The organism is Pontibacter brevis (assembly GCF_054779655.1).
Window position 1 is genome coordinate 19,951 of the sequence record NZ_BAAGXV010000082.1, and the last position, 26,403, is coordinate 46,353.

19 protein-coding genes and 1 pseudogene are annotated in these 26,403 nt (G+C 47.1%); 15 read left to right on the top strand and 5 right to left on the bottom strand.

Annotated elements, in window-relative coordinates; genetic code table 11:
- Positions 1–28 precede the first annotated feature (28 nt).
- Entirely contained in the window at positions 29–1,384 is a 1,356-nt protein-coding gene (locus tag ACYVB1_RS17165; protein WP_460925025.1) for a sensor histidine kinase, read from the bottom strand.
- Positions 1,374–2,761, bottom strand: a pseudogene (locus ACYVB1_RS17170) (sigma-54-dependent transcriptional regulator). Before ACYVB1_RS17170 ends, ACYVB1_RS17165 begins: the two are co-directional and overlap by 11 nt.
- A 264-nt stretch (positions 2,762–3,025) precedes the next feature.
- On the opposite strand from ACYVB1_RS17170, the gene ACYVB1_RS17175 reads away from it, so the two are divergent.
- The 4 genes from ACYVB1_RS17175 to murA all read left to right on the top strand — a co-directional run bounded on the left by ACYVB1_RS17175 (position 3,026) and on the right by murA (position 8,087).
- Positions 3,026–5,434 carry an ABC transporter permease gene (locus ACYVB1_RS17175; RefSeq protein WP_460925026.1) on the top strand — a complete coding sequence of 803 codons (2,409 nt, stop codon included), beginning with the start codon at positions 3,026–3,028 and terminating at the stop codon, positions 5,432–5,434.
- A 155-nt stretch (positions 5,435–5,589) separates the two neighbouring features.
- Entirely contained in the window at positions 5,590–5,946 is a 357-nt protein-coding gene (locus ACYVB1_RS17180; RefSeq protein ID WP_460925027.1) for a tRNA-binding protein, read from the top strand.
- Between the two features lie 154 nt (positions 5,947–6,100).
- Complete coding sequence (locus ACYVB1_RS17185) at positions 6,101–6,772, top strand: DUF4290 domain-containing protein (protein ID WP_460925028.1); 672 nt, start codon at positions 6,101–6,103, stop codon at positions 6,770–6,772.
- A gap of 10 nt (positions 6,773–6,782) precedes the next feature.
- Positions 6,783–8,087 (top strand): UDP-N-acetylglucosamine 1-carboxyvinyltransferase, encoded by a 1,305-nt coding sequence (gene murA, locus ACYVB1_RS17190; RefSeq protein WP_460925029.1) that lies wholly within the window; start codon positions 6,783–6,785, stop codon positions 8,085–8,087.
- A gap of 88 nt (positions 8,088–8,175) precedes the next feature.
- Here murA and ACYVB1_RS17195 read toward each other — a convergent pair whose 3' ends face one another.
- From ACYVB1_RS17195 to ACYVB1_RS17205, 3 genes are all read right to left on the bottom strand, one after another.
- Positions 8,176–9,363, bottom strand: a complete 1,188-nt coding sequence (locus tag ACYVB1_RS17195) for a THUMP domain-containing class I SAM-dependent RNA methyltransferase (RefSeq protein ID WP_460925030.1) — start codon at positions 9,361–9,363, stop codon at positions 8,176–8,178.
- Between the two features lie 158 nt (positions 9,364–9,521).
- Entirely contained in the window at positions 9,522–10,670 is a 1,149-nt protein-coding gene (locus ACYVB1_RS17200) for a hypothetical protein (RefSeq protein WP_460925031.1), read from the bottom strand.
- A 7-nt stretch (positions 10,671–10,677) separates the two neighbouring features.
- Positions 10,678–11,223, bottom strand: a complete 546-nt coding sequence (locus tag ACYVB1_RS17205; RefSeq protein WP_460925032.1) for a hypothetical protein — start codon at positions 11,221–11,223, stop codon at positions 10,678–10,680.
- A 293-nt stretch (positions 11,224–11,516) separates the two neighbouring features.
- Between ACYVB1_RS17205 and ACYVB1_RS17210 the strand changes: the two genes are divergently transcribed.
- The 11 genes from ACYVB1_RS17210 (at position 11,517) to ACYVB1_RS17260 (ending at position 26,378) form a co-directional block, all read left to right on the top strand.
- On the top strand, positions 11,517–13,586 hold the full coding sequence (locus tag ACYVB1_RS17210; protein WP_460925033.1) for an ATP-binding protein: 2,070 nt from the start codon (positions 11,517–11,519) through the stop codon (positions 13,584–13,586).
- A 185-nt stretch (positions 13,587–13,771) separates the two neighbouring features.
- Positions 13,772–15,145, top strand: a complete 1,374-nt coding sequence (locus ACYVB1_RS17215) for a sigma-54-dependent transcriptional regulator (RefSeq protein WP_460925034.1) — start codon at positions 13,772–13,774, stop codon at positions 15,143–15,145.
- Between the two features lie 574 nt (positions 15,146–15,719).
- The gene (locus ACYVB1_RS17220; protein WP_460925035.1) at positions 15,720–16,478 is read left to right on the top strand and encodes a PAS domain-containing sensor histidine kinase; all 759 of its coding nucleotides are present in this window, start codon (positions 15,720–15,722) and stop codon (positions 16,476–16,478) included.
- Positions 16,479–16,493: 15 nt separating this feature from the next.
- A complete protein-coding gene (locus ACYVB1_RS17225) occupies positions 16,494–17,591 on the top strand; it encodes a response regulator (protein ID WP_460925059.1) in 1,098 nt (365 codons plus the stop codon).
- A 449-nt stretch (positions 17,592–18,040) separates the two neighbouring features.
- The gene (locus ACYVB1_RS17230; protein ID WP_460925036.1) at positions 18,041–18,421 is read left to right on the top strand and encodes a response regulator transcription factor; all 381 of its coding nucleotides are present in this window, start codon (positions 18,041–18,043) and stop codon (positions 18,419–18,421) included.
- 8 nt (positions 18,422–18,429) lie between these two features.
- A complete protein-coding gene (locus ACYVB1_RS17235) occupies positions 18,430–19,599 on the top strand; it encodes a sugar transferase (RefSeq protein ID WP_460925037.1) in 1,170 nt (389 codons plus the stop codon).
- The gene (locus ACYVB1_RS17240) at positions 19,599–20,357 is read left to right on the top strand and encodes a TolC family protein (RefSeq protein ID WP_460925038.1); all 759 of its coding nucleotides are present in this window, start codon (positions 19,599–19,601) and stop codon (positions 20,355–20,357) included. The genes ACYVB1_RS17235 and ACYVB1_RS17240 overlap by 1 nt, the downstream gene beginning before the upstream one ends.
- Complete coding sequence (locus ACYVB1_RS17245) at positions 20,354–22,540, top strand: exopolysaccharide transport family protein (protein WP_460925039.1); 2,187 nt, start codon at positions 20,354–20,356, stop codon at positions 22,538–22,540. Before ACYVB1_RS17240 ends, ACYVB1_RS17245 begins: the two co-directional genes overlap by 4 nt.
- Positions 22,541–22,742: 202 nt before the next feature.
- Positions 22,743–24,224 (top strand): O-antigen ligase family protein, encoded by a 1,482-nt coding sequence (locus ACYVB1_RS17250; protein ID WP_460925040.1) that lies wholly within the window; start codon positions 22,743–22,745, stop codon positions 24,222–24,224.
- Complete coding sequence (locus tag ACYVB1_RS17255) at positions 24,217–25,116, top strand: glycosyltransferase family 2 protein (protein WP_460925041.1); 900 nt, start codon at positions 24,217–24,219, stop codon at positions 25,114–25,116. The genes ACYVB1_RS17250 and ACYVB1_RS17255 overlap by 8 nt, the downstream gene beginning before the upstream one ends.
- A gap of 62 nt (positions 25,117–25,178) precedes the next feature.
- A complete protein-coding gene (locus ACYVB1_RS17260; RefSeq protein ID WP_460925042.1) occupies positions 25,179–26,378 on the top strand; it encodes a glycosyltransferase family 2 protein in 1,200 nt (399 codons plus the stop codon).
- Positions 26,379–26,403 lie beyond the last annotated feature (25 nt).

Genomic DNA, 26,403 nt, shown 5'->3' on the forward strand with positions numbered 1-26,403 from the left:
CCGCCCGTACAACAAAATTTTGCTACACCTAAAACCGCAGCAAAAAAGTGGTTCCTTTCCCCAGCTCAGACTGCACCGATATGGTGCCCTTGTGCAGGCGCATGATCTGGCGCGACAGGCTGAGCCCAATACCGGAGCCTGTCTTTTTGGTGGTGAAAAAGGGAATAAAGATTTTCGCCATGGCTTCCGGTGTCATGCCGTGGCCATTGTCTGCCACTTCTATGCTGATGCGGCTGCGTTCATCGTGGTAAGCGCGCAGCAGCACTTTGCCCTCCGGCTGTTCCTGTACTGCCTCCATGGCATTTTTCACAAGGTTTATCAGCACCTGCTCTATCATGGCCCTGTCAGCAGAAAGAATAAGGCTATCTGATGGCACTTCCAGTTGCAGGGTCACCTGCTTTGCCACCAGCTGCTCCCGCAACAGTGTTTTAATTTCGCGCAGTAGCTCCGTTACATTAAAGTGGCTTAGCTGTGGCACCGCAATGGTGGTCAGGTTGCGGAAGTCGTTCACAAAATGTATCAGCCCATCGGAGCGGCGGCTGATGGTTTGCAGGCATTGTCCGATATCGGCCAGCTCCTCGCGCAGCAGCGTCACCTCCTCTGCCGGTGTATCAATATAACTGCTTACCTCTTCGCAGGCGCTCGACGACAAGGAGGCAATCGGCGTGACAGAGTTCATGATTTCGTGCGTCAGCACCCGTATCAGTTTTTGCCAGGCCTCCATCTCTTTCTCCTCCAGCTCACTCTGTATGTTCTGCAGCGAAGCCATCCGAACCCGTTCCCCCAGCAACGAGAGCTCGATTACGTGTACCGACAGGTTGGCCAGTTCTGCTCCATGCCTTACGGGCACCAGCACCTTATCGCCATTTTCCAGCTGCTGCAGCCCCTGCGCCAACTCGGAACTAATGTTGCTGAGCTCCTGCACCTGCCGTAGCTTGCCTACCTTCAGCAGCTTCCGGGCTGCATTGTTCAGGAGCAGGATCGAGCCGTCTGGTTTAAAGGTGATGATACCGATGCCGATATGCTGCACAACCACTTCGAAATACTGCAGGTGCGCTTCCTTTTCTGCCCGCACTTCCCGGAACTTCGCCATCACCTCGTTCAGGCGCAGCGACAGCTCCTTCAGTGATCTGCCCTCTCCGCCGGTATGGAACTGCTCCGTAAAGTCATCATACTTAATAGAGTTCAGAAAGCGTAGGAAGAGTTTATTTGTGCTATTATAAAACCGCACAAGGAGCCAGATCTGCAGCAGCACAAAAAGCGCAAGACCGATGAAGGTGCTTCGGTAATCGGGGTTAAAGCCAACCAGGGCCAGCGCGTACACAGAGGCACACAGCAACAGCAGGCGCAGGACAAGCTGCACCCGGTAGTTCTTAAAGCGCATACTTCTCCAGTCTTCGGTACAGGGCACCGCGCGAAAGCCCTAGTTCTTTCGCAGCTTTTGAAATATTGCCATCGTGCTTTTGCAGGGCCCTTTGCACCGCCTCCCGCTCCAGTTCATCCAGGTCCAGGCTGGAGGCATCCAATTGTGTGGCGACAGAGGTTGGTTCTGGCTCAGCCAGAAAGAAGAAATCCTCCGCCTGCAGTTCCCGGTTGTCGCTCATGATAGAGGCCCGCTCCAGGGCATGCTGCAGCTCCCGCACATTGCCGGGCCAGTTATAGCGGCGCAGGCGGGACAGTCCGGAGTCAGACAAACGCTTGGCCGGCTGCTTGTACTTTTGAGCATACACACCTAGAAAGTGCGACGCAAAAAGCAGTATATCATCCAGGCGATCACGCAGGGGCGGCAGGTTCAGTTCAACGGTGTTGATGCGGTACATTAAGTCCTGCCGGAACTCATTCCGCTGCACCATCTCTTTCAGGGGCATATTGGTGGCGCAAATCAGGCGCACATTCACCGGAACAGGCTTGTTGGTGCCTACCCGTATCACTTCCCGTCGCTGCAGTACCGTCAGCAGTTTGGCTTGCATGGCCAGCGACAGGTTGCCGATTTCATCCAGGAAAAGGGTTCCGCCGTTCGCCGCCTCTATCCTGCCTATGCGGTCTTCTTTGGCATCGGTAAAGGCTCCTTTTTTGTGGCCGAAAAGCTCACTTTCAAAAGAGACTCTGTAATCGCTCCCATGTCCACGGTCACAAACACCTTGTCGGCGCGAGACGAACGCTCGTGGATGGTACGGGCTATGACTTCCTTGCCGGTGCCGTTTTCCCCCAGCAGCAGGATATCAGCGTCTGTCCGGGCTACTTTGTCTATAATAGAGAAGAGTTGGCGCATGGCAGCACTCTCGCCCCGGATGATTTCTTGATGGGAATTTAACTGGGTCGCCAGTGTCCGGTTTACCTCTTTCAGCTGGCTCACTTCCTTATAAGAATGCCGAAGCTTTGCCGCCGCCGACAGGGTTGCCAGCAGTTTCTCGTTTTGCCAGGGCTTCAGCACAAAGTCTGTGGCTCCTTCTTTTAAAGCCCTCACTGCCATCTCCACGTCGCCAAAGGCTGTTATCATCACCACCACCGCAGAGGGGTCGTATTTCAGAATTTCTTTCAGCCAGTAAAACCCCTCCTGCCCGCTGGTAATGTCCTGGCTGAAATTCATGTCCAGCAGGATCAGGTCAAAGTCTTCGTTGGATACGAGGAACGGAATCTTCTTCGGGTTTTTCTCCATCACAACCTCCTTGGCGTGCTTGCGCAGGAGCATTTTGGCAGAGAACAGCACGTCCTCATTATCATCAATCACCAGTATGCGGCCCAGGTTTTGTTCGTTCATTATCTTGGTTTCTGGATTGGGTTCAGGAAAATCTACAGAAATATTAAGCCATTCTTATATTGACTCAAATTAAGTGTTTCCGACCAAATTTGGAACTGTGTGGTGTCCATGTGTGGACGAAATATGTCCACTCCCGGACACTGTTCCAGCAACTACTAAGTGCTGGAAGCGCGTTTTCAGGGCTTTAAGTCTTTGGCACAGGCTTGGCAACAGAAAGAGCAGGGTCCGGACCACCCTACCTAACTCTGTAATCAAAACAAAACTATGTTAAAGTTGTATTTCCTTACCGCCTTACGTTCACTGTTACGCAACAAGAGCTACAGCCTCCTGAACATTGCCGGCCTCACGCTGGGCATTACCTGCAGCATCCTGCTCTTCCTGGTGATAAAGTATGAACTGAGCTACGACACCTTCCACAGCAAGGCCGACCGCGTCTATCGTATGAACTCACATTATAACCACGCTGATGGGGTGAACAAGCACATAGGGGCGCGATTCCCGGTGGCCAGGCTCCTCCGCACTAACGGCAATCTAGGCCTGGAAAACCTGACGCAGCTATATGGCGAGGAAAGCGCCCAGATTAACATCATTAGCGATAATGGCGAGGCACCAAAACGCCTGCTGGAGGACAACCCGATTGCATTTGTAGAGCCAGCATTTTTTGACCTCTTTGACTTTGAAACAGGTGCCAATGACCCACGCCCCGGACTGGCAGAACCGAACAATGTGGTGCTCACGCAAAGTATAGCAGACAAATACTTCCCTGATGGGAATGCTCTTGGCAAGGTGATTCGCTTCAACAACATCCTCAACTTAAAGGTAACTTCTGTTATTCCGGACCCACCGTCAAATACAGACTTCCCTTTTGTGATGTTTATATCTTATGAGTCTTTCAAGAACCACAGCAAAGTGGACGTGAACAGCTTTAATATGCTGCACAGCAACCACCAGCTGTATGTGCTGTTGCCGGAAGGAGCCTCCCCTGAAGCAAAAGCAGTTGAATTAACCTCCTTTATTGACAGACATAAAGAACAGAACCGACGAGGCTTTGAGACCGTTGCACTACAACCATTAAGTGACCTGCACTTTAACCCTGACTATGGCAACTATGGGCAGCGCACTATTTCAAGGGAGATCATATGGTCTATGGCCGTTATAGGTGTCTTTCTGGTATTGGTAGCGTGTATTAACTTTGTGAACCTGGCAACGGCACAGGCCATGAAGCGGGCTAAAGAAGTAGGCGTGCGCAAGGTGCTGGGCAGCAGCAAGGGGCAACTGGTGTTGCAGTTCATCGGCGAAACATTCCTTATCACGCTGCTGGCAACGTTCCTGTCTGTGATACTGGTTGAACTGGCGCTGCCCTACCTCAACGAACTACTGGAGTTAAAGATAAACTTCAGCATTCTGCGGGACCCGGTACTGCTGCTGTTCCTTTTGGCGGAAATCTTACTCGTGACCTTTTTTGCAGGCTTATACCCCGCCCTGATCCTGGCGCGGTTCCAGCCGATTGCAGCCCTCAAAAGCAGAATTAACACTCAGCGGGTATCAGGGCTGCCCATACGCCAGGGACTCGTGGTGCTGCAGTTCACCATCTGCCAGGTGCTTATTATCTGCACCATCCTGGTAAACGAACAGATGGATTACTTCAGGAGTAAGTCGCTTGGTTTCGATAAAGATGCCGTAGTGACTGTATTCCTGCCGAACCAGGCGGGGCAGAAACTGATTCCATTGCGCGAGGAGCTTCTCAGCAATCCGGCCGTACGTCAGGTAAGCTTTGCAGCTACGCCACCCTCTGCCAATTTTACCTTTAGCTCTAACTTCTCTTTCAACAACTCCAGTGAAGATGCTCCTTTTGAGGCGAATATGAAGTATGCAGATGAAAGCTACCTGGACCTTTATAATATAAAACTGGCAGCAGGACGTGCTTACACAAAAAGTGACTCTGCTGCTGTGCTGATAAATGAGACGATGCGCCGTAAGCTGGGAATAGAAAGTGCGGCAGATGCCATTGGTAAAACGATTATACTGGGCGGAGGCGAACTCAAAACGTCTATCGTTGGTGTAGTGGAAGACTTTCACCAGAACTCGCTGCACGAACCCATAAACCCCAGTATTTTGCTTTCTAATCTAGAAAACTACCTGTTCCTGTCTGCAAAGATTGACATGAGCCAAAAGCAGGAAGCACTGAATCACCTGGAAAAGGTTTGGGGAATGGCTTATCCGGACGACGTTTTCAATTACGAGTTCCTGGATGAAACCATTGCTAACTTTTACCGCGATGAGGCAAGGCAGAACAAGCTGTTTAAGGTTTTCTCGTTCATCGCCATCTTTATTGGGTGCCTGGGGCTATACGGCTTAGTAGCTTTTATGGCTGCACAACGCACGAAAGAGGTAGGCATACGCAAGGTGCTGGGTGCCTCTATCTTCCATATTGCCGGACTTTTCTCGAAAGAGTTCGTGAAACTGGTGCTGATCGCCTTTGTGCTGGCGGCTCCTGTTGCCTATTACATCATCAGCCTCTGGCTGGAGGATTTCACTTACCGCATTAGTATCAATGTCTGGCCTTTTGTTCTTGCCGGCATTGCTACTCTGCTCATTGCCCTTTTTACTATGAGCGCAAAAGCCATTCAGGCAGCCCTGGCAAACCCCGTTTTTTCGCTCAAGAGCGAATAACCGATACGATTTTTTTCATGGCAATCAAAGCCGCTCTGTTGGGCGGCTTTGTTTTTGTTAACGGCACAGGTGCCTGCCTAACATGCATTGTATAGAATAAACCCTTATATTGTACTTTCAATTAAGCTACATCGTTAAGAAAGCGCATTCACGATATGCACACACATCCTGAGCAGCCGGAAACCATTACATGGCAGCACTTTGAACAAACCGACATTCGTGTAGGCACCATTGTGGAAGCCAATGATTTTCCGGAAGCCCAACGCCCTGCCTATCAGCTGCTCGTTGACCTGGGCCCTTTAGGCCTAAAGAAATCCAGTGCACAGGTAACTGCTCTGTATAAAAAGGAAGATCTGATAGGCCGCCAGGTGCTTTGCGTAACAAACCTGGGGAAAAAGCAGATTGGCAGGTTCATGTCCGAGGTGCTGGTTACCGGCTTTGAAGACGAAAACGGGCATATCGTGCTGGCGCAACCGGCATCTGGTGTACCCAACGGAGCCAAACTGAAGTAGTGGCATGAGTACAGTTTTAAGTTGAGTAGAACCTTACCCGACCTACTTTCTTAAACCTGCGTACACCCTAGCAGGATGGTGTGGAAAGTTTTTTCCTTTGCTTTGAGCCATTGTGCGCTCAAATTTCTAATTTTGAATCCTTATAAAAGAGATAATGGAAGCTAGTACCACTTTTAAGCAAGATTTATTGCTCCGCGAATATGGCCGCAATGTGCAGGATCTTGTAAACTATATCAGCAATGTGCAGGACCGCGCAGAACGTACCCGGCTGTCTCAGCTGCTCATCAACCTGATGGCCAAGCTGAACCCACAGCTGCGCGAATCTCAGGATTACCAGCAGAAACTCTGGAACCACCTCTACGTTATGTCCGGCTCCACCCTGGATGTGGATGTGCCTTTCACGCTCAGCGCCATGGAGTACCTGAACGACAAGCCTCAGAAAATTGAGTACCCGCTGGATACCCCACGCTACAAGCACTACGGCAAAAACGTGGAGTTGCTGGTGGAGCGGGCAACAGAGCTTGAAGATGAGCAGGAGCGCGAGGCAGCCATCATCTCTATCGGTAAGCTGATGAAGACGCTGTACAGGTCTTATAACAAAGACAGCATAACCGACGGTGTTATCCTGGACGACATACGCCAGCTGTCGAAAGGCAGGCTGAACATGGACCTGGCCTATATCGAAAAAAACAACCTGTTCGAATCGAACGTGAGGCCGCAGCAGGAAAACCAGAATAACCAGCGCAACCAACAGCAAAGCCGCAGCGACAATAACAACCGTGGCCGCAAAAACACCAGATCCTCTTCTAATCAAAGAAATAAATAAAGAATACTAAATGGCTTCATTTGAAGTAATTGGCGGAAACAAATTAAAAGGCGACATATACCCACAGGGGGCTAAAAACGAAGCGCTCCAGATACTGTGCGCGGTATTACTGACCGCAGAACCTGTTACCATTTCCAATATCCCCGACATCCGGGATGTAAATAAGTTAATTGAGCTGTTACGTGACTTAGGTGTGTATGTAGAGCAACTTGCTCCTGACACTTACCTCTTCCGGGCAGACGACATCAACCTCGACTACCTGGAGACAGAGCAGTTCGTGGAATTAGGCCGTTCTATCCGTGGCTCCGTAATGATTGTGGGTCCTTTGCTGGCCCGCTTTGGTGTAGCTAAAATGCCAAAGCCGGGAGGTGACAAAATTGGCCGCCGCCGCCTGGACACCCACTTTGCCGGACTTGAGAAACTGGGAGCCCGTTTTAATTACGATACCCCCGATATTTTCTACAGCGCTACAGCCGAACGTTTGAAAGGCGCTTACATGTTGCTGGACGAAGCATCCGTAACCGGTACTGCCAACATCCTGATGGGTGCTGTTTTGGCGGAAGGCACCACTACTATTTACAACGCCGCCTGCGAGCCTTACATCCAGCAGCTTTGCCGCATGCTGATTCGTATGGGCGCCAGGATAAGCGGAGTCGGTTCTAACCTGCTTGTTATTGAGGGAGTAGAAGTGCTGAAAGGTACAGAGCACGTGATGCTGCCGGACATGATAGAGATTGGCTCTTTTATGGGCCTTGCAGCCATGACGGGTTCTGAAATCACCATCAAGAACTGCCGTATTCCAGAGCTGGGGCTTATACCTGAAACGTTCCAGCGCCTGGGTGTTAAAATGGAGTTCCGCGACGATGACATTTACATACCGGCGCAGGATCACTATGAAGTGGACACTTACATTGATGGCAGTATCCTGAACATCTCGGATCACACCTGGCCGGGCCTTACCCCTGACTTATTAAGTGTGGCACTGGTAACAGCCACACAGGCCAAAGGCACCGTGCTTATTCACCAGAAGATGTTTGAGAGCCGCCTGTTCTTTGTAGACAAACTCATTGACATGGGGGCACAGATCATTCTTTGCGACCCGCACAGGGCTACTGTTATCGGGCAGAACAACCAGGTACCGCTGCGAGGCATCCGCATGACATCGCCAGACATTCGTGCCGGTGTGGCGCTGCTGATTGCAGCCCTGTCAGCAGAAGGCCGCAGCATTATTGATAACGTGGAGCAGATTGACCGCGGTTACCAGAACATTGATGGCCGCCTGAATGCCATTGGCGCGCAGATAAGAAGAATCTAATTTCCCTGCATCAGACCTATACAAACAGAAAGAGCACCTTTAGCGGGTGCTCTTTCTGTTTGTATGGTGTTTGTTGAAGCATCTGTGCTTATACTTCTGTTTCTTCACTCCCACTCCTGCGGCTTCCCCTGTACAGTTCATACTTGAGCAGGCGGCAATCGATGGGGCCATTATATAAAGGAATGCGGCGGGAGGCACGAAGGCCTACGTTTTTGGCAGCTTCCAGGTTTCCGGTAAACACAAAGGCATCGTACCCCTGGTAATTATTTTTCAGCGTGTCACCAATACTCTTGTACAGATGATTGATGTCGTCTGAAATAATACGCTCGTTATATGGCGGGTTCATGACCACCACACCCGGTTCCTCCAGGGCATGTGTCTGGAAGAAATCCGCTTCCTCTACCCTTATTACATTCTCCAGGCCAGCGTTGTCGATGTTGTTCTGTGCCGCCTGCACATAATCAGGGTCAATATCATAGCCAATGATTTTGGCTTTGGGATCAAAGCTGGCTTTTGCCTCCGCCGTTTTCCAGACCATCTCAAACAGACTGGCATCATAATCTTTCCAGCTCTCAAACCCATATGCATCACGACGGTAAAGGCCGGGAGCAATGTTCTGGGCCATCATAGCAGCCTCTATCAGAAAAGTGCCCGAACCGCACATAGGGTCAATAAAAGGAGACCTTCCATCCCAGCCTGTCAGCTTAATTATGCCTGCGGCTAACACCTCGTTGAGCGGGGCCACGTTTGTCTGCAGGCGGTAACCGCGGCGGTGCAGCGAATCGCCGGAAGAGTCCATGGAGAGTGTGACCATGTTCTCGTGCATGTGCAGGTTAAAGCGCACATCAGGCTGCTCTACATCCACAGAGGGACGCCTGCCGGTTGCTTTCCGGAACTGGTCTACAATGGCATCTTTAGTTAACTGCGCCACATAGAGTGAATGGTCAAAGGTGGAGTGGCTCACCGCGGCACTAATGGCAAAAGTCTGGTCCAGGTCCAGGTACTGCGACCAATCCACTTTCTGCACCTGTGCATACAGATCTTTCTCGTCGCGGGCTTTGAAATTGCGGAAAGGCTTCAGCACCCGAATGGCGGTACGGCACCACAAATTGACCTCATACAGCTGGCGCAGGTTACCGGAGCAGGTGACAGCACGGGTGCCCACTTTTATGTATTCCATGTCAAGGGCGCGGAGTTCTTCTGCCAGTACTTCTTCTAAGCCAGCTAGTGTCGTAACTGTGATATTGAAATTGCCGTTCGGGTTCTGTTTCGCCATATTAAATCTTGTGTGTGCCTGCAAAGATAGGATATAGAAGTACGAGTTCCGAATAGCAGGACGGAGGTAGGTGCTTCAAGCAACCCGGCAACGCTCCGGAGCTGCCGGAAAAGGTTTCTTTGAAAAAGCTGAAAGAATTGGGACGTTTAGGGATAACTTTAATTAGGGATGCATTCGGGCACAGGAGAATCGGAAAACTTATTTTTATTTGAAATAAAGTGGAACATGTTTAGGGTAGCAAGGAGCAAACCTAAAAGGATGACAATGCCTCCCACTACCAGTCCGTCGAAATCGAGCAGGTCGTTCAACAGAAACAACAGCGGAGACACATTGAAAGAAATGCTCTCACTTGCCGTGATGTAAAAAGCATAAAAGGATGTGTACAACAGCGTGAAGGCAAGCATGCTTTTCATACTGATAGCCCTTTCTACAGACAGGAGAATATTGTGTTTCCTTAATTTGTTGATGGCCATTCCCCAATCGATAAATAACAGATAGAGGATAAAGTTAACTGTAAAGGAAATATTGAGCATTAAGTAGTTAAACAAATGAAAAATGATTGTGCATACCACAAAAAAGCGAAACACATTTGGCCGGACAAGGGCAAAAATGAAACCCAACTCTAACATCACCCCTGCATAATCAAAGATTTCCCAGATGAGGGGTGAGTTCAAATTCAGAAAGAAAGGAGCCAGCAAGTCCTGTCGCTCATTTACATAGTACTCCCGTAATAAATGTCCTCTTACAGCATGAGATGAAAAATCTAACCACCCGCCGAGTAACTTCGGGAGCCCTGCACTGAACATGGCCAGACTAAGGATAAGGGCAAGTAACACAACAGGCCAGGTCTGCACCTCCCTGTCGTGCTGGTTTGATTTAGAATCTACAGAGTAAGCTGCCCCCCAGTTACTGAAGGACATGATGAGCGGAATTATCCAGATTAAAAAATCATGATCGATTTTACCGAAAGAATAGGCAAAGGACTTGCCTGTAAAAATAAACAGGCCAAGCAGGATGGATGTAAGGCGGGTTTTATAACCAAATAAAAGAACTGTGGTACAGACACATGTTCCCAAACTAATTAACAACAAAACCCACTGGCTCGGAAAGCCTGAAAGAAAAGTGTGCAGGCTTAGCATGGGCGGGTTGTAGAAAACAGCAGGGAAATTACTTATCCAGGTGAAGTTCGGAACACCGAAAGTAAGCAGAAACAACGCATAAGAAATTCTGTACAGCCCCAGGGATTCAGGTGACAGCAGAAAGGAGCCGAAAATAATTCGGTCGAGAGGATTTGAACGTGCAGGCATCTGTAATTTATTCTATGAAGCTCACAACAAATTTTTCTGATAAATTACCTTGCTGTAAAGGCTCCTTCTCGTTTTTACTTAACTTATAGGCGTGCCATTGCACCTCCAGCCGGGTAAAGTCATCCCGCTTCAAAGTTTCTTTTAATGTTGCCGACACCCAAAATTTCCCTTCCTGTATATGTTCCTCATCCCAAACTTCGTTCAGGTCAAGGTTTATTTTCCGTGATCCGACAGTCGCTTGCAGAGACCTCCCCTGCTTTACCGGTCTAAGGAATGAGCTCTTATGTTTGAAGTTTTCAGAGAGAACAACATTATTATAAACATTAGACATATGACTAAAGAACAGTTCTTTATCTACTTCCAGGGAATCCTTGTCATGAAAAAAGACCACAAGCTTTGGTTTCAGGATGGGAGAGTTTAAAGATGGTATATCCTCAAAACCAGGATATATAATAGCAGGAAACGGCTCTGTTACATTTAAAGCCAGCACTAGTTCGGCACAAAAGATAACTACCACTAAACCAAACAGCAACCTTACATTCCTCTTCTTCATAAAAGTTTCACTAACCGAATAAATTACTTCATAGTGCTTATAAGTATAACGTAATTTAGTTAAAGCAGTAATACTTATTGTAAATATTTCTTGCAAAAATTACATCTTACAAGATGCGCTAAGGTCATTAAAGCGTATAAAACGAAGAAAGGTTACAAGAATCTTAACAAAGCATATAAATATTCATATATTAAAATATTAAAAATACATCTCAAAATAAGTAACAAAATACAGTCCGCAAAAGTAGTTATGCTTGAGTTAAGGCAGCGGCCACCTCTATCCTACTTTAGTTTATGAAATTAAAAGACCTTCCTGTTAAGGAACCTGAAATCAAAAGAGACGCTCTCTCTTTTGATATAGATAATTCTAGTACTGATCATCAGTATGAGAATACTCTTGAGCTCCGGTCCGGAGTTGACACCACCTCTGTGTCTTTTGCCAGCTTTGCAGGCTACTGCAAGCAGTGGTTTAAAGCTATCATAGGTTTAACGACCACCGATATTTCCCACACCGTCTCTTCTCACTCCTTGCCGCAGGGCGAGGGCAACATGCAAATTTTAAAAGAAGATGTTACAGAGGAGGCCGTCTATTATAACTCAAGCTTTAATTCGGCGGTGCGTAAAAGCGCGAACATCCAGTTCAACCACATGTTTCCTTTGAAGGCATCTGATGAATATAGTGACGGTGCCATAGGGGTGATTGATTTTAAAGAAAAGAGCCAACAAAAGCTTAGAAAAGGACTTTTCCTGCAGCCCGAAAAGGACCAGGTAAAGAAGGGGGAACTCCGGAAAATCAAACCGGAAGAGCCTGCCACAAAGCAGGATACTGAAGCAGATGCATTAAGAGCTGAGACAGAAAAGCTTGTTAAAATGTGCAGCTGGGAGTATACCGTAGATTCTCAGAAATTCGTCTGCACTGACTTTGTTAATACCCTGCTGAAGATACCGGCCGGCAAAAGTGTTCCTGATTTCCTCTCCTTTCTCCCGTACTTTATAGAGGAGGACCGGGATAAAATAGCGCACAGCTGGAGCCAGGCCTTAAGTGCCGGCAAAGAGTTTGACTGTGTTACCCGCCTGGGACATGTGCAGGAGAACACCTGGATAAGGCTTATGATGAAGCCGGTGTACAAGGATGCTAAACTTCTGAAAGTGATTGGCACCTTACAGGATGTAACCGTTAGCAAAGAGGTTGAATCAAAGCTCTTGGCGGACAAAGAGAAGGCAGAAGAAACCACCAAGGTTAAATCAGAGTTTGTCTCCCTGATGAGCCATGAGATTCGAACGCCTTTGAATGCCATCATGGGCCTCACGTATCTGCTCCTGCAGGAAGAAAATATAGCACAGCAGCACAAAGAGAATCTCCAGTCTATCCATTTCTCTTCACAAAACATGCTGGCCCTGATAAACAACACCCTAGATTTTTCAAGGATCGAAGCCGGTAAAATAGAGATTGAAAAAGTTAACTTTCAGTTAACGGACCTGTTGAAAAAAATACACCGTTCTCTTTCCATCAGGGCAGCTGAAAAGCAGCTGAAGTTTAACCTGTGCATAGATGAGAACACACCTGCTGAAGTTGCAGGAGACCCGGCCAGGCTAACGCAGGTATTGAACAACCTGATGAGCAACGCCATTAAGTTTACCGATGCCGGAAGCGTTACGCTCTCTGTAGATGTTGTGTACCAGTCAAACGATGATTGGGTGCTCGAGTTTTCAGTAACAGATACCGGTGTGGGCATACCTGAAGACAGGCAGCAGCAAATTTTTGAAAGCTTTGTGCAGGCAAGTGCAGCTACCCACCGACAGTATGGTGGCACCGGCTTAGGACTGGCCATCACCAAAAAAATTGTGGAGCTGCAAAAGGGTAGCATACATCTTACAAGTAAACAAGGTGAAGGCTCCGTTTTCTCGGTTCGGCTACGCTTCCTGAAACCTGATTTGTCGCTGGATACACTTAAAATGACAGGACCTGCCGAGAAGCCTTTCTCGTCGCTGAAAGATGCGAAAGTGCTCGTAATTGATGATAATGCCATCAACAACATGGTGGCCAGTAAACTCCTGGTAAGTTGGCAGGCAGAGGTAGAAACTGCTGGAGACGGTTGTGCAGCGCTTGAAAAAATAAAGTCAAAACCTTACGACCTTGTTTTGATGGACCTCCACATGCCGGTGATGAATGGATTTGACGCTATTGCTGAGATACGGAAACTGGGTTACACCATGCCTATCATTGCGCTGACGGCTAACGCCAGTGAAAACGAAAAGAAAAGGATATTAAGCCTGGGTGGTAACGATTATCTTACCAAACCCTTTGTTCCGCAGGAGCTGCATGATAAAATGCAGGAATACCTGCAGCCCGTTTGCTCGTAGCTGGCAACCCTGCCTGTAAAAAAGCGAGCCTTCATTTAAAGATAATGTGCGCAGCAGAGGCTGAATAACCTTTCTCAATCTTTCATCTAAACTTTACCAGACAAGCCCTTTGTGACTGTGTTTCAACAAAATGCAGACACTTGAAATAAAGCTGATTATTACGCTATAAGTGCTTTAAGAATTATATGTCAGTTACAACAACTACATTGGGTACAAAAATATTCGTGCTGGAAGATGATCTCTGGTACTCACAGTTTCTTTCCTATCATTTATCACTTGACACCACCCATGAAGTAGTAGCTTTTAGTAATGTAAATGAGTTCCTGCACAGGCTTTCAGAAGCTCCTGACATTGTTACCCTGGATTACCATTTGCCTGGCTTTGACGGGGAGGCAATCCTCAACAGGATACTGGAAGTAAGCCCGAACACCTATACCATCGTCATATCGGGTCAGGAAGACATCAGCAAAGCAGTAAACACCATTAAGCAGGGCGCTTACGATTACATTGTTAAAAACGAAGACACAAAGGATCGCCTCTGGAGTATTATTGAAAAAGTCAAACAGCATATAGCGCTCAAAAAAGAAATTGAGGCACTGCGAAAAGAGGTGAACCGAAAGCAGGATACGGGCAGGGAAATAATTGGCAGCTCTGAGCCTATGAAAAGAGTGTTCAGGCAAATTGAAAAAGCAGCCTCAAATAATATCAACTTGATTATAACAGGTGAAACTGGCACAGGCAAAGAGTTTACTGCCAAGGCCATACACCAGCGCTCAAACCGGGCTAAAAAACCATTTGTAACCGTCAACATTTCGGCTATTCCAGGTGAACTGCTGGAAAGAGAGCTGTATGGCCATGAAGAGGGTGCCTTTCCCGGGGCAACAGCCAAGCACATAGGAAAGATTGAAGAGGCAAATGGCGGCACCTTGTTTTTAGATGAGGTAGGTGAAATGGACATCCATTTACAGTACAAACTCCTACGGGTGCTTGAAGAAAAAACTATAACCCGGATGGGGTCTAATGCCCCTTTTGCAATTGATGTTCGTGTTGTGGCTTCCACACACCACAACCTGTTGGATGAAGTCAGAAAGGGAAACTTCAGGGAGGACTTGTATTACTGCCTGCTCGGCATGCAGATTCACCTCCCCCCCTTGCGGGAACGTGGACATGATTTGTTGCTTATTGCGCAAAAGATACTTCAAACCTACTGTAAAAGAAATAATATACCAGCTAAGACCTTTACAGCGAGTACACAGAAGAAACTGCTTCAGCACACCTACCCCGGCAACGTACGGGAGTTAAAAGCGGTAGTAGAACTGGCAGCTGTTCTATCGGAAAGCAAAACCATCACACCAGAGGACATACAACTGCCGGCCAGACAGGTTGCTCCTGTGGAAGAGGAAAAAACCCTGAATGAATACATAGCCGATACGGTACAGCAATACCTCGACAAGTATAACTACAACGTCATGTATGTGGCAGACAAGCTCAAGATAGGCAAATCGACCATTTACAGGATGATAAGAAAAAAAGAGGTCTTTATGGCCGAAAGAAAATAGCACAAAGTTTGGCCTCGTGTCATGTATTAAACTAATGATCCCGCTTTTGCCATTGTGGCGATAATTCAAGCCACCTAGCTTCCACCTTATTAAAGCTTTGGATCACTGTAAGGCTGAATCAGCTACAGTAATAGAAAAAGATAAAAATATACAAAGTGGCAACTGACACTGTCATGCACTATACGAAGTATTAAAAGAAGCTTATCTTTTTTTAATAAGCTTCATACATCATGGGAAGGGCTCTGCCAAAGTATCTCTGGTATACTTTGGCAGAGCCCTAGCACCGCATCACATATCGGCTGAAGAACGCCGGCAGGATACAATTAAATACTGGCATAAACAAAATCCGGTATTACCACGTAGCAGGTCAGGTTTAGCTTCCGATAGCTTTTACCCTCTAAAAAACTTAAAGCAGTTTCTTCTGCTAAATACATAAAAGCAAAGCTTTCCAGAATGGCAGCTGATAAGTAAAACATATAAAAAGAGCGGTACATCTGTTAACTGCTCTTCCTGTATACAGGAAATCAATAGAGGCCACAACCGTAAAAAAGACAAGCAGTAACTTAATTTGAAAATGGAATTTACCAGGCAGGTTATTCAAACCAACCCCAACCCCACTTATGTAAAAAATGAACAAGGCATGTTTATTCTTGCTAATGATGCCTACGCGGTCTTGCATGGTCTCACTGTAGATGAACTGCTGGCAAAAGGTACAGGAGTGTTTGATTATTCTTATGAACGGGACCTGGAGTTACTTGAAAAGAACGAGGCAATAAGCATCGAAGAGTTTTACAAGATGAAAAGCGGCGAGAAAGTGTGGTTCAAAACCACCAAAAAACCTTTCCGGCAACCCGATGGCACCCGTTACCTTTTGTCAGTAAGCTCGAACATAACCTTGCTCAAAGATGCCTTGCAGGCAGCAGAAGATTCGGCCAAGGCCAAAGAGAGTTTTCTTGCCAGTATCAGCAATGAAATCCGGACCCCGATCAATGCTATCACCAGTATAGCGAAAGTCATGAAAAAAGGCCTGCTTAATAAGGAGCAGGAAGGCTACTTGGACACCATCTTATCGATTGCAGACAACCTGTTGGTGATACCGAATGACCTGCTGGATATAACGAAGCTGGAGTCAGGGGAAGTGAAGCTTGAGTCGATACCTTTTGATATTTCCTCGGTTTTAAGTGACACCGTGCGGGCAATGACCTTCAAAACCCAGGATCAGGGTGTGGCTGTTAAGTATAAAGAACCAGGCGAAAAAATTCCTATGGTAGAAGGCGACCCCTTCCGGCTAAGCCAGGTATTGATTCACCTCATGAACAATGCTATCAAATAAATTCGGCAGGGCGAGATAACCGTCATGGTGAACCGCGTGGAAGTGACGGGAAACCTGCTGAACATAGAGTGCTGCGTAAAGGACACTGGCGTCGGGTTTAATACAGAAAAGCTTAAAAAAGTTTACGAGACGCTGAACAAAGAACAAAGCATCACGCGGCTGTACGGCGGCACAGGGCTTGGCTTAACCATCTCTAAAAAGCTGCTGGAACTACAGGGCGGGAAACTGTGGCTGGATGATAAAAACGGTCAGGGCAGCTGCTTTTACTTTAGCATATCTTACCCTCTGGCAAAGCAGGAGCATGCTGCCAGAAAAGAAGCATCCTTTCCGAACCCTGCCAGGCTAAAAGGCCTAAAAATTCTGGTTGCTGAGGATAACCAGTTGAACGAATTACTTTTAAGCTCTCAACTACAGCTTTGGGACGTAAGTGTAGATATAGCTTATGACGGCGAGCAAGCGCTGGCAAAGGCAAGCGAGAAGGAGTATGACCTGATTCTGATGGACATTCAAATGCCGAAGCTAGACGGTATAGAAGCCACCTACCGGATACGCAATACGCAAAACCCTAACAGGCAAACCCCTATTATAGCATTCACCGCCAACATTCAGAAAATTGACGTGGAACGGTATAGTTTCTATGGCTTTGACGATTGCCTGCTCAAGCCCTACCACGAGTCTAGGCTCTTCCAGCTCATTTCCCGGCACACTGGCCGTAGCAAAGCAGCCCAGGCCATTACACCGCAGGCAGAGGACACGACGAAAAATGAACCTGCTTTATACGATTTCTCCGGCCTGGGAAACCTGAAGAATGATGCCCTGTTTATCAGGAAAATGCAGCGGATGTTTGTAGACACAGTACCCCGGCAACTGGACGAACTGGAGGAAGCAATAGACAGAAGAGAACTTGAAACCGCGGCACACCTTGCACACAAACTCAAATCCACTTTTGGCAACATACAGATACAGCATGCTACAGAAGCAATGAAGCAGATAGAGGGCTACGCTAAAAGTAATGTAAAAGCAGAGGAAATGGGGCGCCTGATGCATACGGTTCGTGAGGTGACAACGAAAGTAATCAGAGTTTTCTCTGAACAACTGGAGCAGGACAACTAAAATCATCTACTCCCGCTTAAGAACTGTAACGACATAATTTTTATGATAAACGAAAATTTTACAAATTTTTTTTTGGACTTTAATCATAGAAAGTATTTACTCACTAACGTATATTTTTTACTGGTTTAGCAGTAACAGAGGCTGTTTTGCCTGGTATAAACCACTCACTTAGGTTCTCACGACCAAACTTACCGTTTATACAGTATTAGTTAGCGCTATATATTTCAGAAACCTTTTCCAAAGTCATTAAGTACGTATAGCATCATTTAAAAAAACAATATCCCATTACAAAACGAATATGTGCCAAAATGGGAAAATTTTATTCCATTTTGGGAAACCTTAACTAAAAGAAGAACGAATAAGCTTAAATCAATAGAATACATCTATTGCTATATAGTTAGTTTACGCACCCTTACCAACACAACCCTTAGTACCTATTCACTTTTATTATGAAAAAAAGATTACTGATAGTAGACGACGAACCATCCATAGGTTTGATTCTGGAGCACTTCTTCTCAAAAGAATATGAAGTAGTTGTGAAGGAAAATGGCCATGCTGCAATGATGTGGCTCCAGGATGGCCATTATACAGATGGTATAGTAGCTGATTTCGATATGCCCTACATGAACGGGCTTGAATTTATAAAACAACTCCGCGCCAGTACCTTGTACAAGGACATTCCCCTGGTCATGCTCTCCGGTAAAGATGAGACTAACAACAAGATTTTGTGCCTGAAAAATGGTGCAGACGATTACATGGTCAAGCCCTTTAACCCGGAAGAGCTTGATATCAGAATCAAGAACATGCTTAAGCGAATCAAGATACAGTGATTTTAACCATGAGGAAGAAAATACTTTATCTTACTACGGAACCTGAAGATGTCAGCAGCTTCAGAAGGGAATTTGAGGATGACTTAGAGGTTCATAGCTTCGATAATCCAGCTCATTTCCTGTCGTGGCTGTCGAAAGGTGAAGCTTTTGATGCCATCATCTTTAGCTCAGTTAACCCGGCCTCGCAACTTGGGCTTAACCTCGTGAAGGCAATAAAGAACGACAGGGGCGTGCAAAGCCCTATCTTCTGGATTACAGAAGCCAATGTTGGCCCTTCGCTGCAGGCTTTACTGCTACAGGCAGGTGTATGTGACATATTTGAGCGCACAGCCGTTAAAGAAAAGCTGCTAACCCGCCTGAGTTACTTCTCTCTTAAAGTAGAAAAGCCTGTGACGGATGCCGCAATAAGCGCACCCGCATATAAAACGCGCTTCGGCAAGCGCATATTTGATATTGTTGTAGCCCTGATAGCTTTGATTTGCCTTTCGCCCCTGTTTCTGATAGTGGCGATCCTCATTAAGCTGGAATCCAAGGGACCGGTATTCTATTACTCTTACCGTGTTGGCACAGGCTACCGGATATTCAAGTTCTGGAAGTTCCGTTCGATGCGGCAGAATGCGGACCAGTTGCTTAACTCTATTAAAGAGCTCAACCAGTACCAGTCCTCTTCCGGCAAGACCTATACTTTACAGGCCTCCATATGCGACGCCTGCGCTGCCGCCGGAAACGGATGCCAGAACCAGCTGGTAGACAAAAAAGGAAAGCTGATTTGTGAAAAAGAATTCCAGCAGGCGAGAAAACTGCAGGATGGCTCAGCCTTCATCAAGATAGCCAATGACCCGCGTGTTACGCGTATTGGTTCCTTTATCCGAAACACGAGTATAGACGAATTGCCGCAGCTCTACAACGTGCTCCGTGGTGATATGTCTATTGTAGGCAACCGCCCCCTCCCCCTCTATGAGGCAGAAAAAATAACAACCGATCAGTTTGCAGCCAGGTTTATAGCACCGGCTGGTATCACAGGTCTCTGGCAGGTGAGCAAGCGTGGTAAAAGTGACATGTCAGAGGATGAGCGCAAAGCCCTCGACATTGAATATGCCCAGACCTGCTCACTTGCCAAAGACTTACAGATTATACTTAAGACAGTTCCAGCTTTATTTCAAAAAGAAAACGTTTAATGAAAAAAACATTTATCACCCTCCTTTTTACCATGCATATGCTGCTGGTGTTCGGGCAGGCCCGGCCACAGCAGACAGAGCAGACATTGACCCCAATGGAGAAATTTTTCGCTTCATCAGACTATGCTCTCCCGCTTTTATATGATGCAGCCATTCAATATTCCGCAGAGATAGAAAACGCAGAAGCAGCAAAGCAAATTGCCAGCGAAGAGATTAAGCTGGGTAAAAGGCAAATTCTGAATGGTATCGGCTTAAACTCCGGCTACAGCTATGGTACCTGGTTTCAGTTCGCCGGGCAGGGCGAAGTAAATCCAACGCCATGGAATGCCTTTGCACAGCCAGTGCGCTCAAACTGGAACCTGGGCCTAAACATGAACTTCAACCTGTTGAACGTCATCAACCGCCGAAGCGAGATTACCCGGCGCCAGATGGGCCTGAAGCAGGCAGAGGCTGACCGCAAGCAGGTAGAAAGAGAAATACGCAAAGAGGTTATCACCCTGTACCAGCAGCTTGTACTCTCTAAAGAGGTACTGCAGAATTACCAGGATGCTTTCCAGTCTGCCACCATCAACAAAGAGATATCTGACAAGAGGTTCAGGGAAGGAGAACTACAGGTAGCCGAGCAAATTGAAGCGATGGAGTATTACAACGCATCAAGCTTAGCCCTACAGGAAGCCAAGAACACGTATATGACCAACTTGCTTCTTTTGGAAGAAAGAATAGGAATGACAATTAACACTTTAATATCCGGCAAATGACACTAAGAGAATTCAATAAGCTAATGCGCCGTAACTGGCTTTTGCTACTTGCTATACCTTTAATAACAGCAGTATCCATTTTTCTATTTAACCTGGGGCAAGACAAGGAATATACTTCCAACACCGTAATTTACACTGGTATTGCATCTGGCTACAGAGTTACCGGAACAGACGAAGCTTCACGAAGAGGAGCCGAAGGTGCCTATGACAACCTGATAACACTTATCAGCTCAAGAGACACTAAAGAAGAAGTGATCATGCGCTTGCTGGCTTCACACTTAATGCTGAAGGAGTATGACCCGACCGTGATGAGTGAAGACACCTATGAGCGGCTGAACGAGTTGTTCTCTGATTCATTGAAGACTGCGCTAAGAGGTGCTACTGTAGAAGAAACTACTGCAAACCTTGTTGGTTTATACAGAAGCGGTACTGATAACATCATTTACGAAACGGTGAACTCTGCTGACCCGGCTTATTCGCTGGAGGCTCTTTCAAACATACTGCCTTACCGCATCGGGAACAGTGATCTGGTGCAGGTAGAATATATAGCCAACGACCCGGGAGTTTGTCATCAGACGCTACAGATTCTGACAAACGTCTTCACACGGAAGAACAAGGAGCTTTTCTCCGGCCAGAATCAGGATGTGATGGTATACTTTGATGAGGCTACCCAGAAAGCCTACGACAAATTACAGGAAGCAGAGCAGAAGCTGTATGAGTTCAACAAGTCAAACAACATCATTGATTATGATCAGCAGATAGCCGCTACCTCTTCTGACAAAACCCATGTACTGGATAAGCTCAGCACTTTGGAAATGCAGTATGCCGGCGCCTTCTCCGCACTTAAATCTGTGGAAGAAACAATGAAAAAGCGCGGTGCAGCCAACCTGAAAAGCCAGGAAATCATGAGTCTGCGCTCCAGACTCTCCAACATCAACAACCAGGTGCTGGAGCTGGAGATGGCAAACAAGGGCGAAAACGCTGAAAAGATAGCGCGTCTTAAAAAGGAATCTGCGGATATATCAGATAAAATAAAAGCATCAGTAGATAACTATTACGCCAACACGCACTCCATACAGGGAGCACCTATCGCCTCGCTGCTGGATGACTATGTGAGAAACACCGTTTTAGTAGAAGAACTAAAAAGCCAGCTGGACTTACTTCGCCAGCAAAAAAGTGCGTTGGGCGGAGAATATGAAAAGCTAGTGCCACTTGGTGCCGAAATCAGAAAAATCAGACGTGAGGTACAGGTAGCAGAACAGGAATACATGGCACAGCTGGATGGCCTGAAGAAAAGTAAGCTGAGCCAGCAGAATATCGAGCTGTCATCACAATTAAGGGTAATTGACCCTCCTTACTACCCTATCAGCTCTTCCAGTACCAGCATGGTACTCTTGGTGTTGTTCGGTTTCTTTGGCTCTATGCTACTTACCGGAGCAGGCGTTTTTACAGCTGACATGATTGACAGCACATTGAGAAAGCCAGAGTTTGCCGCCAAAGTGACAAACTTCCCTGTGATGGGTGTGCTTCCAAACATGCTGAAAGGCAAGAACAGTGCTAAGGTAGGCCAGGCTGAAGACCAGTTGGTAAGACAGCTCCTCTTAAAGATACAGCAGAAAAGAGACACCCAGGGACCTTTTGTGATTGGTGTTGTAAGCAGCCACAGCGGTGAAGGTAAAAGCACACTGAGCGAGGGCCTTACGAAAAAACTAGGCAACATGGGCCTTAAAACATTGAACCTGCTGCCTGATAGCGCTGAGCACCAGAGTGAATACTTTGGCAACTCAGTTGCCTTCTACTCTCCTATGAAGGGTGTAAACTCCAGCGTTACCGTGGCTGACCTCGCAGGAAACCGTGTGTTCAACTACTCAGTGGTTATTGTGGAGTTCCCGGCCCTGCTGGAAGAAACCTATCCGGTTTCGCTGCTACAGTACCTCGATTTGATTTTGGTGGCGGTGAAAGCTGACAGAACATGGGAGCATGCCGATAAGGTTGTATTCAGCAATATTCAGAAGATAACCAAGGCACCGATAGAACTGGTGTTGAACGGGGTGTACCCTGATTATGTGGAAGACTTCATAGGTGCACGGGTGAGACCATTAAGAACGACTGCTCCGCATAAAGTAGATGCTCCCAATCAGGTAGATCAGTGGGAAGGCGAGCCTGCAGTACTGAACACCTGATACGGACATTCTCTACCTCTTTCTATACAGTGGCCAAGCGAAGTAAATTACACAATGGCTTCGCTTCAGCCTTACCTGGCAGTACTGTATGGAAAGCAGGCTGCATCAATCTAAAGATTTTTATTTTATCCGGCCTTTTTGTGAAAGGCCGGATAAAATAAAAAACACACTACCTCCGCAGTTACACTCATTCATAAGTAACATGAGTCAATTTATCAACCCTTCTGCATCAAAACAGAAGTTCCTTATTTTACCCTTAACAGTATTAGCTGCTATTGGTATAGGATGGCTGACCACCATGATAGGCATAGTAGTACCTGCCTTGTTAGTGGTACTGGCCATAGCTGTGCCATTCATAGCTGCTATTTTTTACGAGCCCAAGTACTCTTTTCTTGCCTTTATTCTTTTCAGCTTTACCCTTCATTTCTTTACAAGAGAAATCGGAGGCGACATCCCTTATGGTGTATTAGGGGAAGCATTGCTGGTAGGCACCTGGATAGCCGTTCTCACAAACTCTTCTAAAAAATACAACTGGAGCAACACCAGGAACGACCTTATGTTCCTGACACTGTTCTGGTTCCTGATAAATGTGGTAGAGGTTTTTAACCCGGCAGACGTTAGCGTTAGAGGCTGGCTGCAGGAAATAAGAGGAACCAGCCTGATCTGGTTTCTACTCGTGCCTTTGTCTTTGATTGTCTTCAACACAAAAAAAGACCTCAACGTTTTCATTTGCATTCTTATCGGAATGTCCATTTTAGCCACTCTGAATGGTGTAAAGCAGCTGTACATCGGCCCATCACCTGGCGAACAGGCGTTTTTGGATGCTGGTGCCAGCAAGACACACATCCTGTTCGGCAAGCTGCGGGTATTCTCCTTCTACAGCGACGCCGGTAACTTCGGAGCCTCCATGGCTCATATTGGCTTGGTGTCCTTGATACTCGCTTTAGGCCCGTTTAAGCTGTGGAAAAGAATACTGCTTGCGATAGCTGCAGGAATCATCCTTTACGGAATGCTTATTTCCGGAACAAGGGGAGCCTTGTATGCCTTGGTGGTGGGCGTGGCAGTTGCGCTCTTCCTAAGCAAGAATTTCAAAATCATGTTTATAGGTGCCGTTTTCGCTATCAGCGGGCTCTTCCTATTGAAATTCACCTCCGTTGGCAGTGGCATTTACCACATACAGCGATTGCGTTCTGCTCTTAACCCGGAAGATGCATCACTGGGGGTAAGGCTTTACAACCAGCAGCGGCTTGCAGAGTACCTTGACACACGCCCATTTGGCGGCGGACCGGGAGTGATTGGTTTTTGGGGAGTTAAATATAACCCGGATAAATTTCTGGCTTCCATCCCACCCGACAGCTATTGGGTAAAAGTGTGGGCAATGTACGGCATCGTAGGCTTTATTCTATGGTTTGGCATTATGATGTACATTCTGGGCAAGTGTTGTGGCATCGTATGGATGCTACAGGACAAGCGGCTTAGAATAAAACTGCAGGCCTTGACAGCTGGCTTTGCCGGTATTCTCTTCTGCAGCTATGGCAATGAAGTAATCAACGCCATGCCTTCGGCCATGATCGTGTACATATCGTGGAGTTTTATTTTCCTTGGCCCTAAGCTAGACAGCAAACCTGAAGAAGAAACAGAAAGCCAGAAACAAGACGCAGCGTTAGCAGAAACTTATGCATAGCCCTTTAGTATCTATCATATCCGTTAATTATAACCAGGCCAGCGTTACCTGTGAGATGGTAGCATCGCTGCGCCGGGTAACTTACCCGAACATCGAGATCATCGTAGTGGACAATGCCTCCCCTACTGATGACCCTTCGCTGATTGAAGAGACCTATCCGGAAGTAAAGCTTGTTCGGTCGTCCTCTAACCTGGGTTATGCAGGAGGTAACAACCTGGGCATACTACAGGCTAAAGGAAAGTACCTCCTTTTCCTGAACAACGACACAGAGGTGGAACCGGATTTCCTGGAGCCACTGGTGGCACTGTTCGAAAGCAACCCGAATGCTGGTATTGCTTCTCCTAAGATAATTTTTTACGGAACAGACAACCTGATTCAGTATGCCGGCTCTACAGGCATAAACCCGTGGACCGGGCGCAGCAAGGGGATCGGAAGCCTGGAGAAAGACCAGGGCCAATACAATGTCTCCACTACTACGGCATTAGCCGATGGTGCCGCCATGATGGTACCCAGAAAAGTCATAGATGAAGTAGGCCTGATGCCGGAGCTGTATTTCCTGTACTACGAAGAACTTGATTGGTGCGAGATGATTAAAAGAGCAGGTTATACCTGTCATTACGTTGCCAATTCCACCATCTACCATAAGGAGTCGGTTTCTGTAGGCAAATCGTCGGTGCTGAAAACGTATTACATGAACCGGAACCGCCTGCTCTTCATCAGAAGAAATGTAAGTGGCTGGGCTTTCCTGACAAGTACAACCATCTTCCTGATGGCTGCCATCCCAAAGAAGGCCGTCACCCACTCCATACGCCGGGAATGGAAACATCTGCTGGCTCTGGGGCGCGGCCTCTGGTGGCACCTGCAGAATCAGAATAAAACATTACCTAATTAAACCAGTGCCCTCCGCAACCCTATTTTCAACTGGGCTGGTTTCAGAAATTAAACATGCGAAACATGCTTGCTATAGAAATACTTTTACAATCAGTTTTCTACCTCTTAGGGGCTTACCTGCTCTTCAACTGCGCCTATCTTTTATTTTTTTCACTTGCCGGGCATAAAAGCATTAAGCGAACTTACCCTTCAAAGGGAGAGAATGGCTTGCGCAAATTCTGTATCCTGATTCCGGCTTACCGGGAAAACCAAGTCATACTGGAGACAAGCCAGGCAGCCCTTCACCACAAATACCGCGGTGAGTTTGATGTGGTAGTAATTGCAGATGGCTTAGAACCTGAGACCGTCCAGACGCTGAGGCAACAGGGCTCGCAGGTAGTTGAAGTAAAGTTTGAAAGAAGCACAAAGGGAAAAGCTTTAGCCTGGGCAATGGACTCGCTGCCTGAGAACAAATACGATATTGCCTTGGTGCTGGACGTGGACAACCTGATGGGCGACAACGTACTGGAAGAGGTGAACGCTGCCTTTGCAGCAGGATACAAAGTAGTACAAGCCCACCGGACAGCCAAAAACATGGATTCCGCCTTTGCCTTTCTGGATGCCTGCAACGAAGAAATCAACAACCACCTTTTCCGGAAGGGGCAGTTTGCCGTGGGCTTATCTTCCAGCCTCATCGGTTCAGGCATGGCTTTCCAGTACACTTACCTGAAAAAGCTTTTGGTGGGCATCGGGGAAACGGTGGGCGAAGACAAGGAGATAGATTTGCGCATTGCCAGAGACCAGGTTAAAATCTGCTACCTCGACCAGGTATATGTATTCGATGAGAAAATAGAAAATGCCAAGGTGTTTACCCAGCAGCGCACAAGATGGATAGCTGCCCAGGTGGATTTACTGAAGACTTACGCAGGGGAAGGGGTGCGCCAACTCTTTAAATCAGGAAACATTGAGTTCTTCAATAAAATTCTGCAGGCTTTTATCCTGCCCCGCACCTTACTGGCAGGTGTACTGGGCCTGATTTTCCTTGTGTCTTTTGTTATACCCTACGGCCCTTCTACCCTATTCTGGGCCGGGCTCCTGGCAGCATACTGCGCAGCCATGTTTATTGCTGTGCCGGGAAGGCTTTATAACAGGAAACTAATGGGAGCAATGCTGCGCTTGCCTTACGCTTTGTTCTGTATGTGTGCAGCCCTGCTGAAGATAAACACCACCAAATCCTCATTTTTGCCTACACCACATAAAGCCAAGGCCGTTTCTTCTAAATAATTGTTCAGACAGATAAAACTACAAA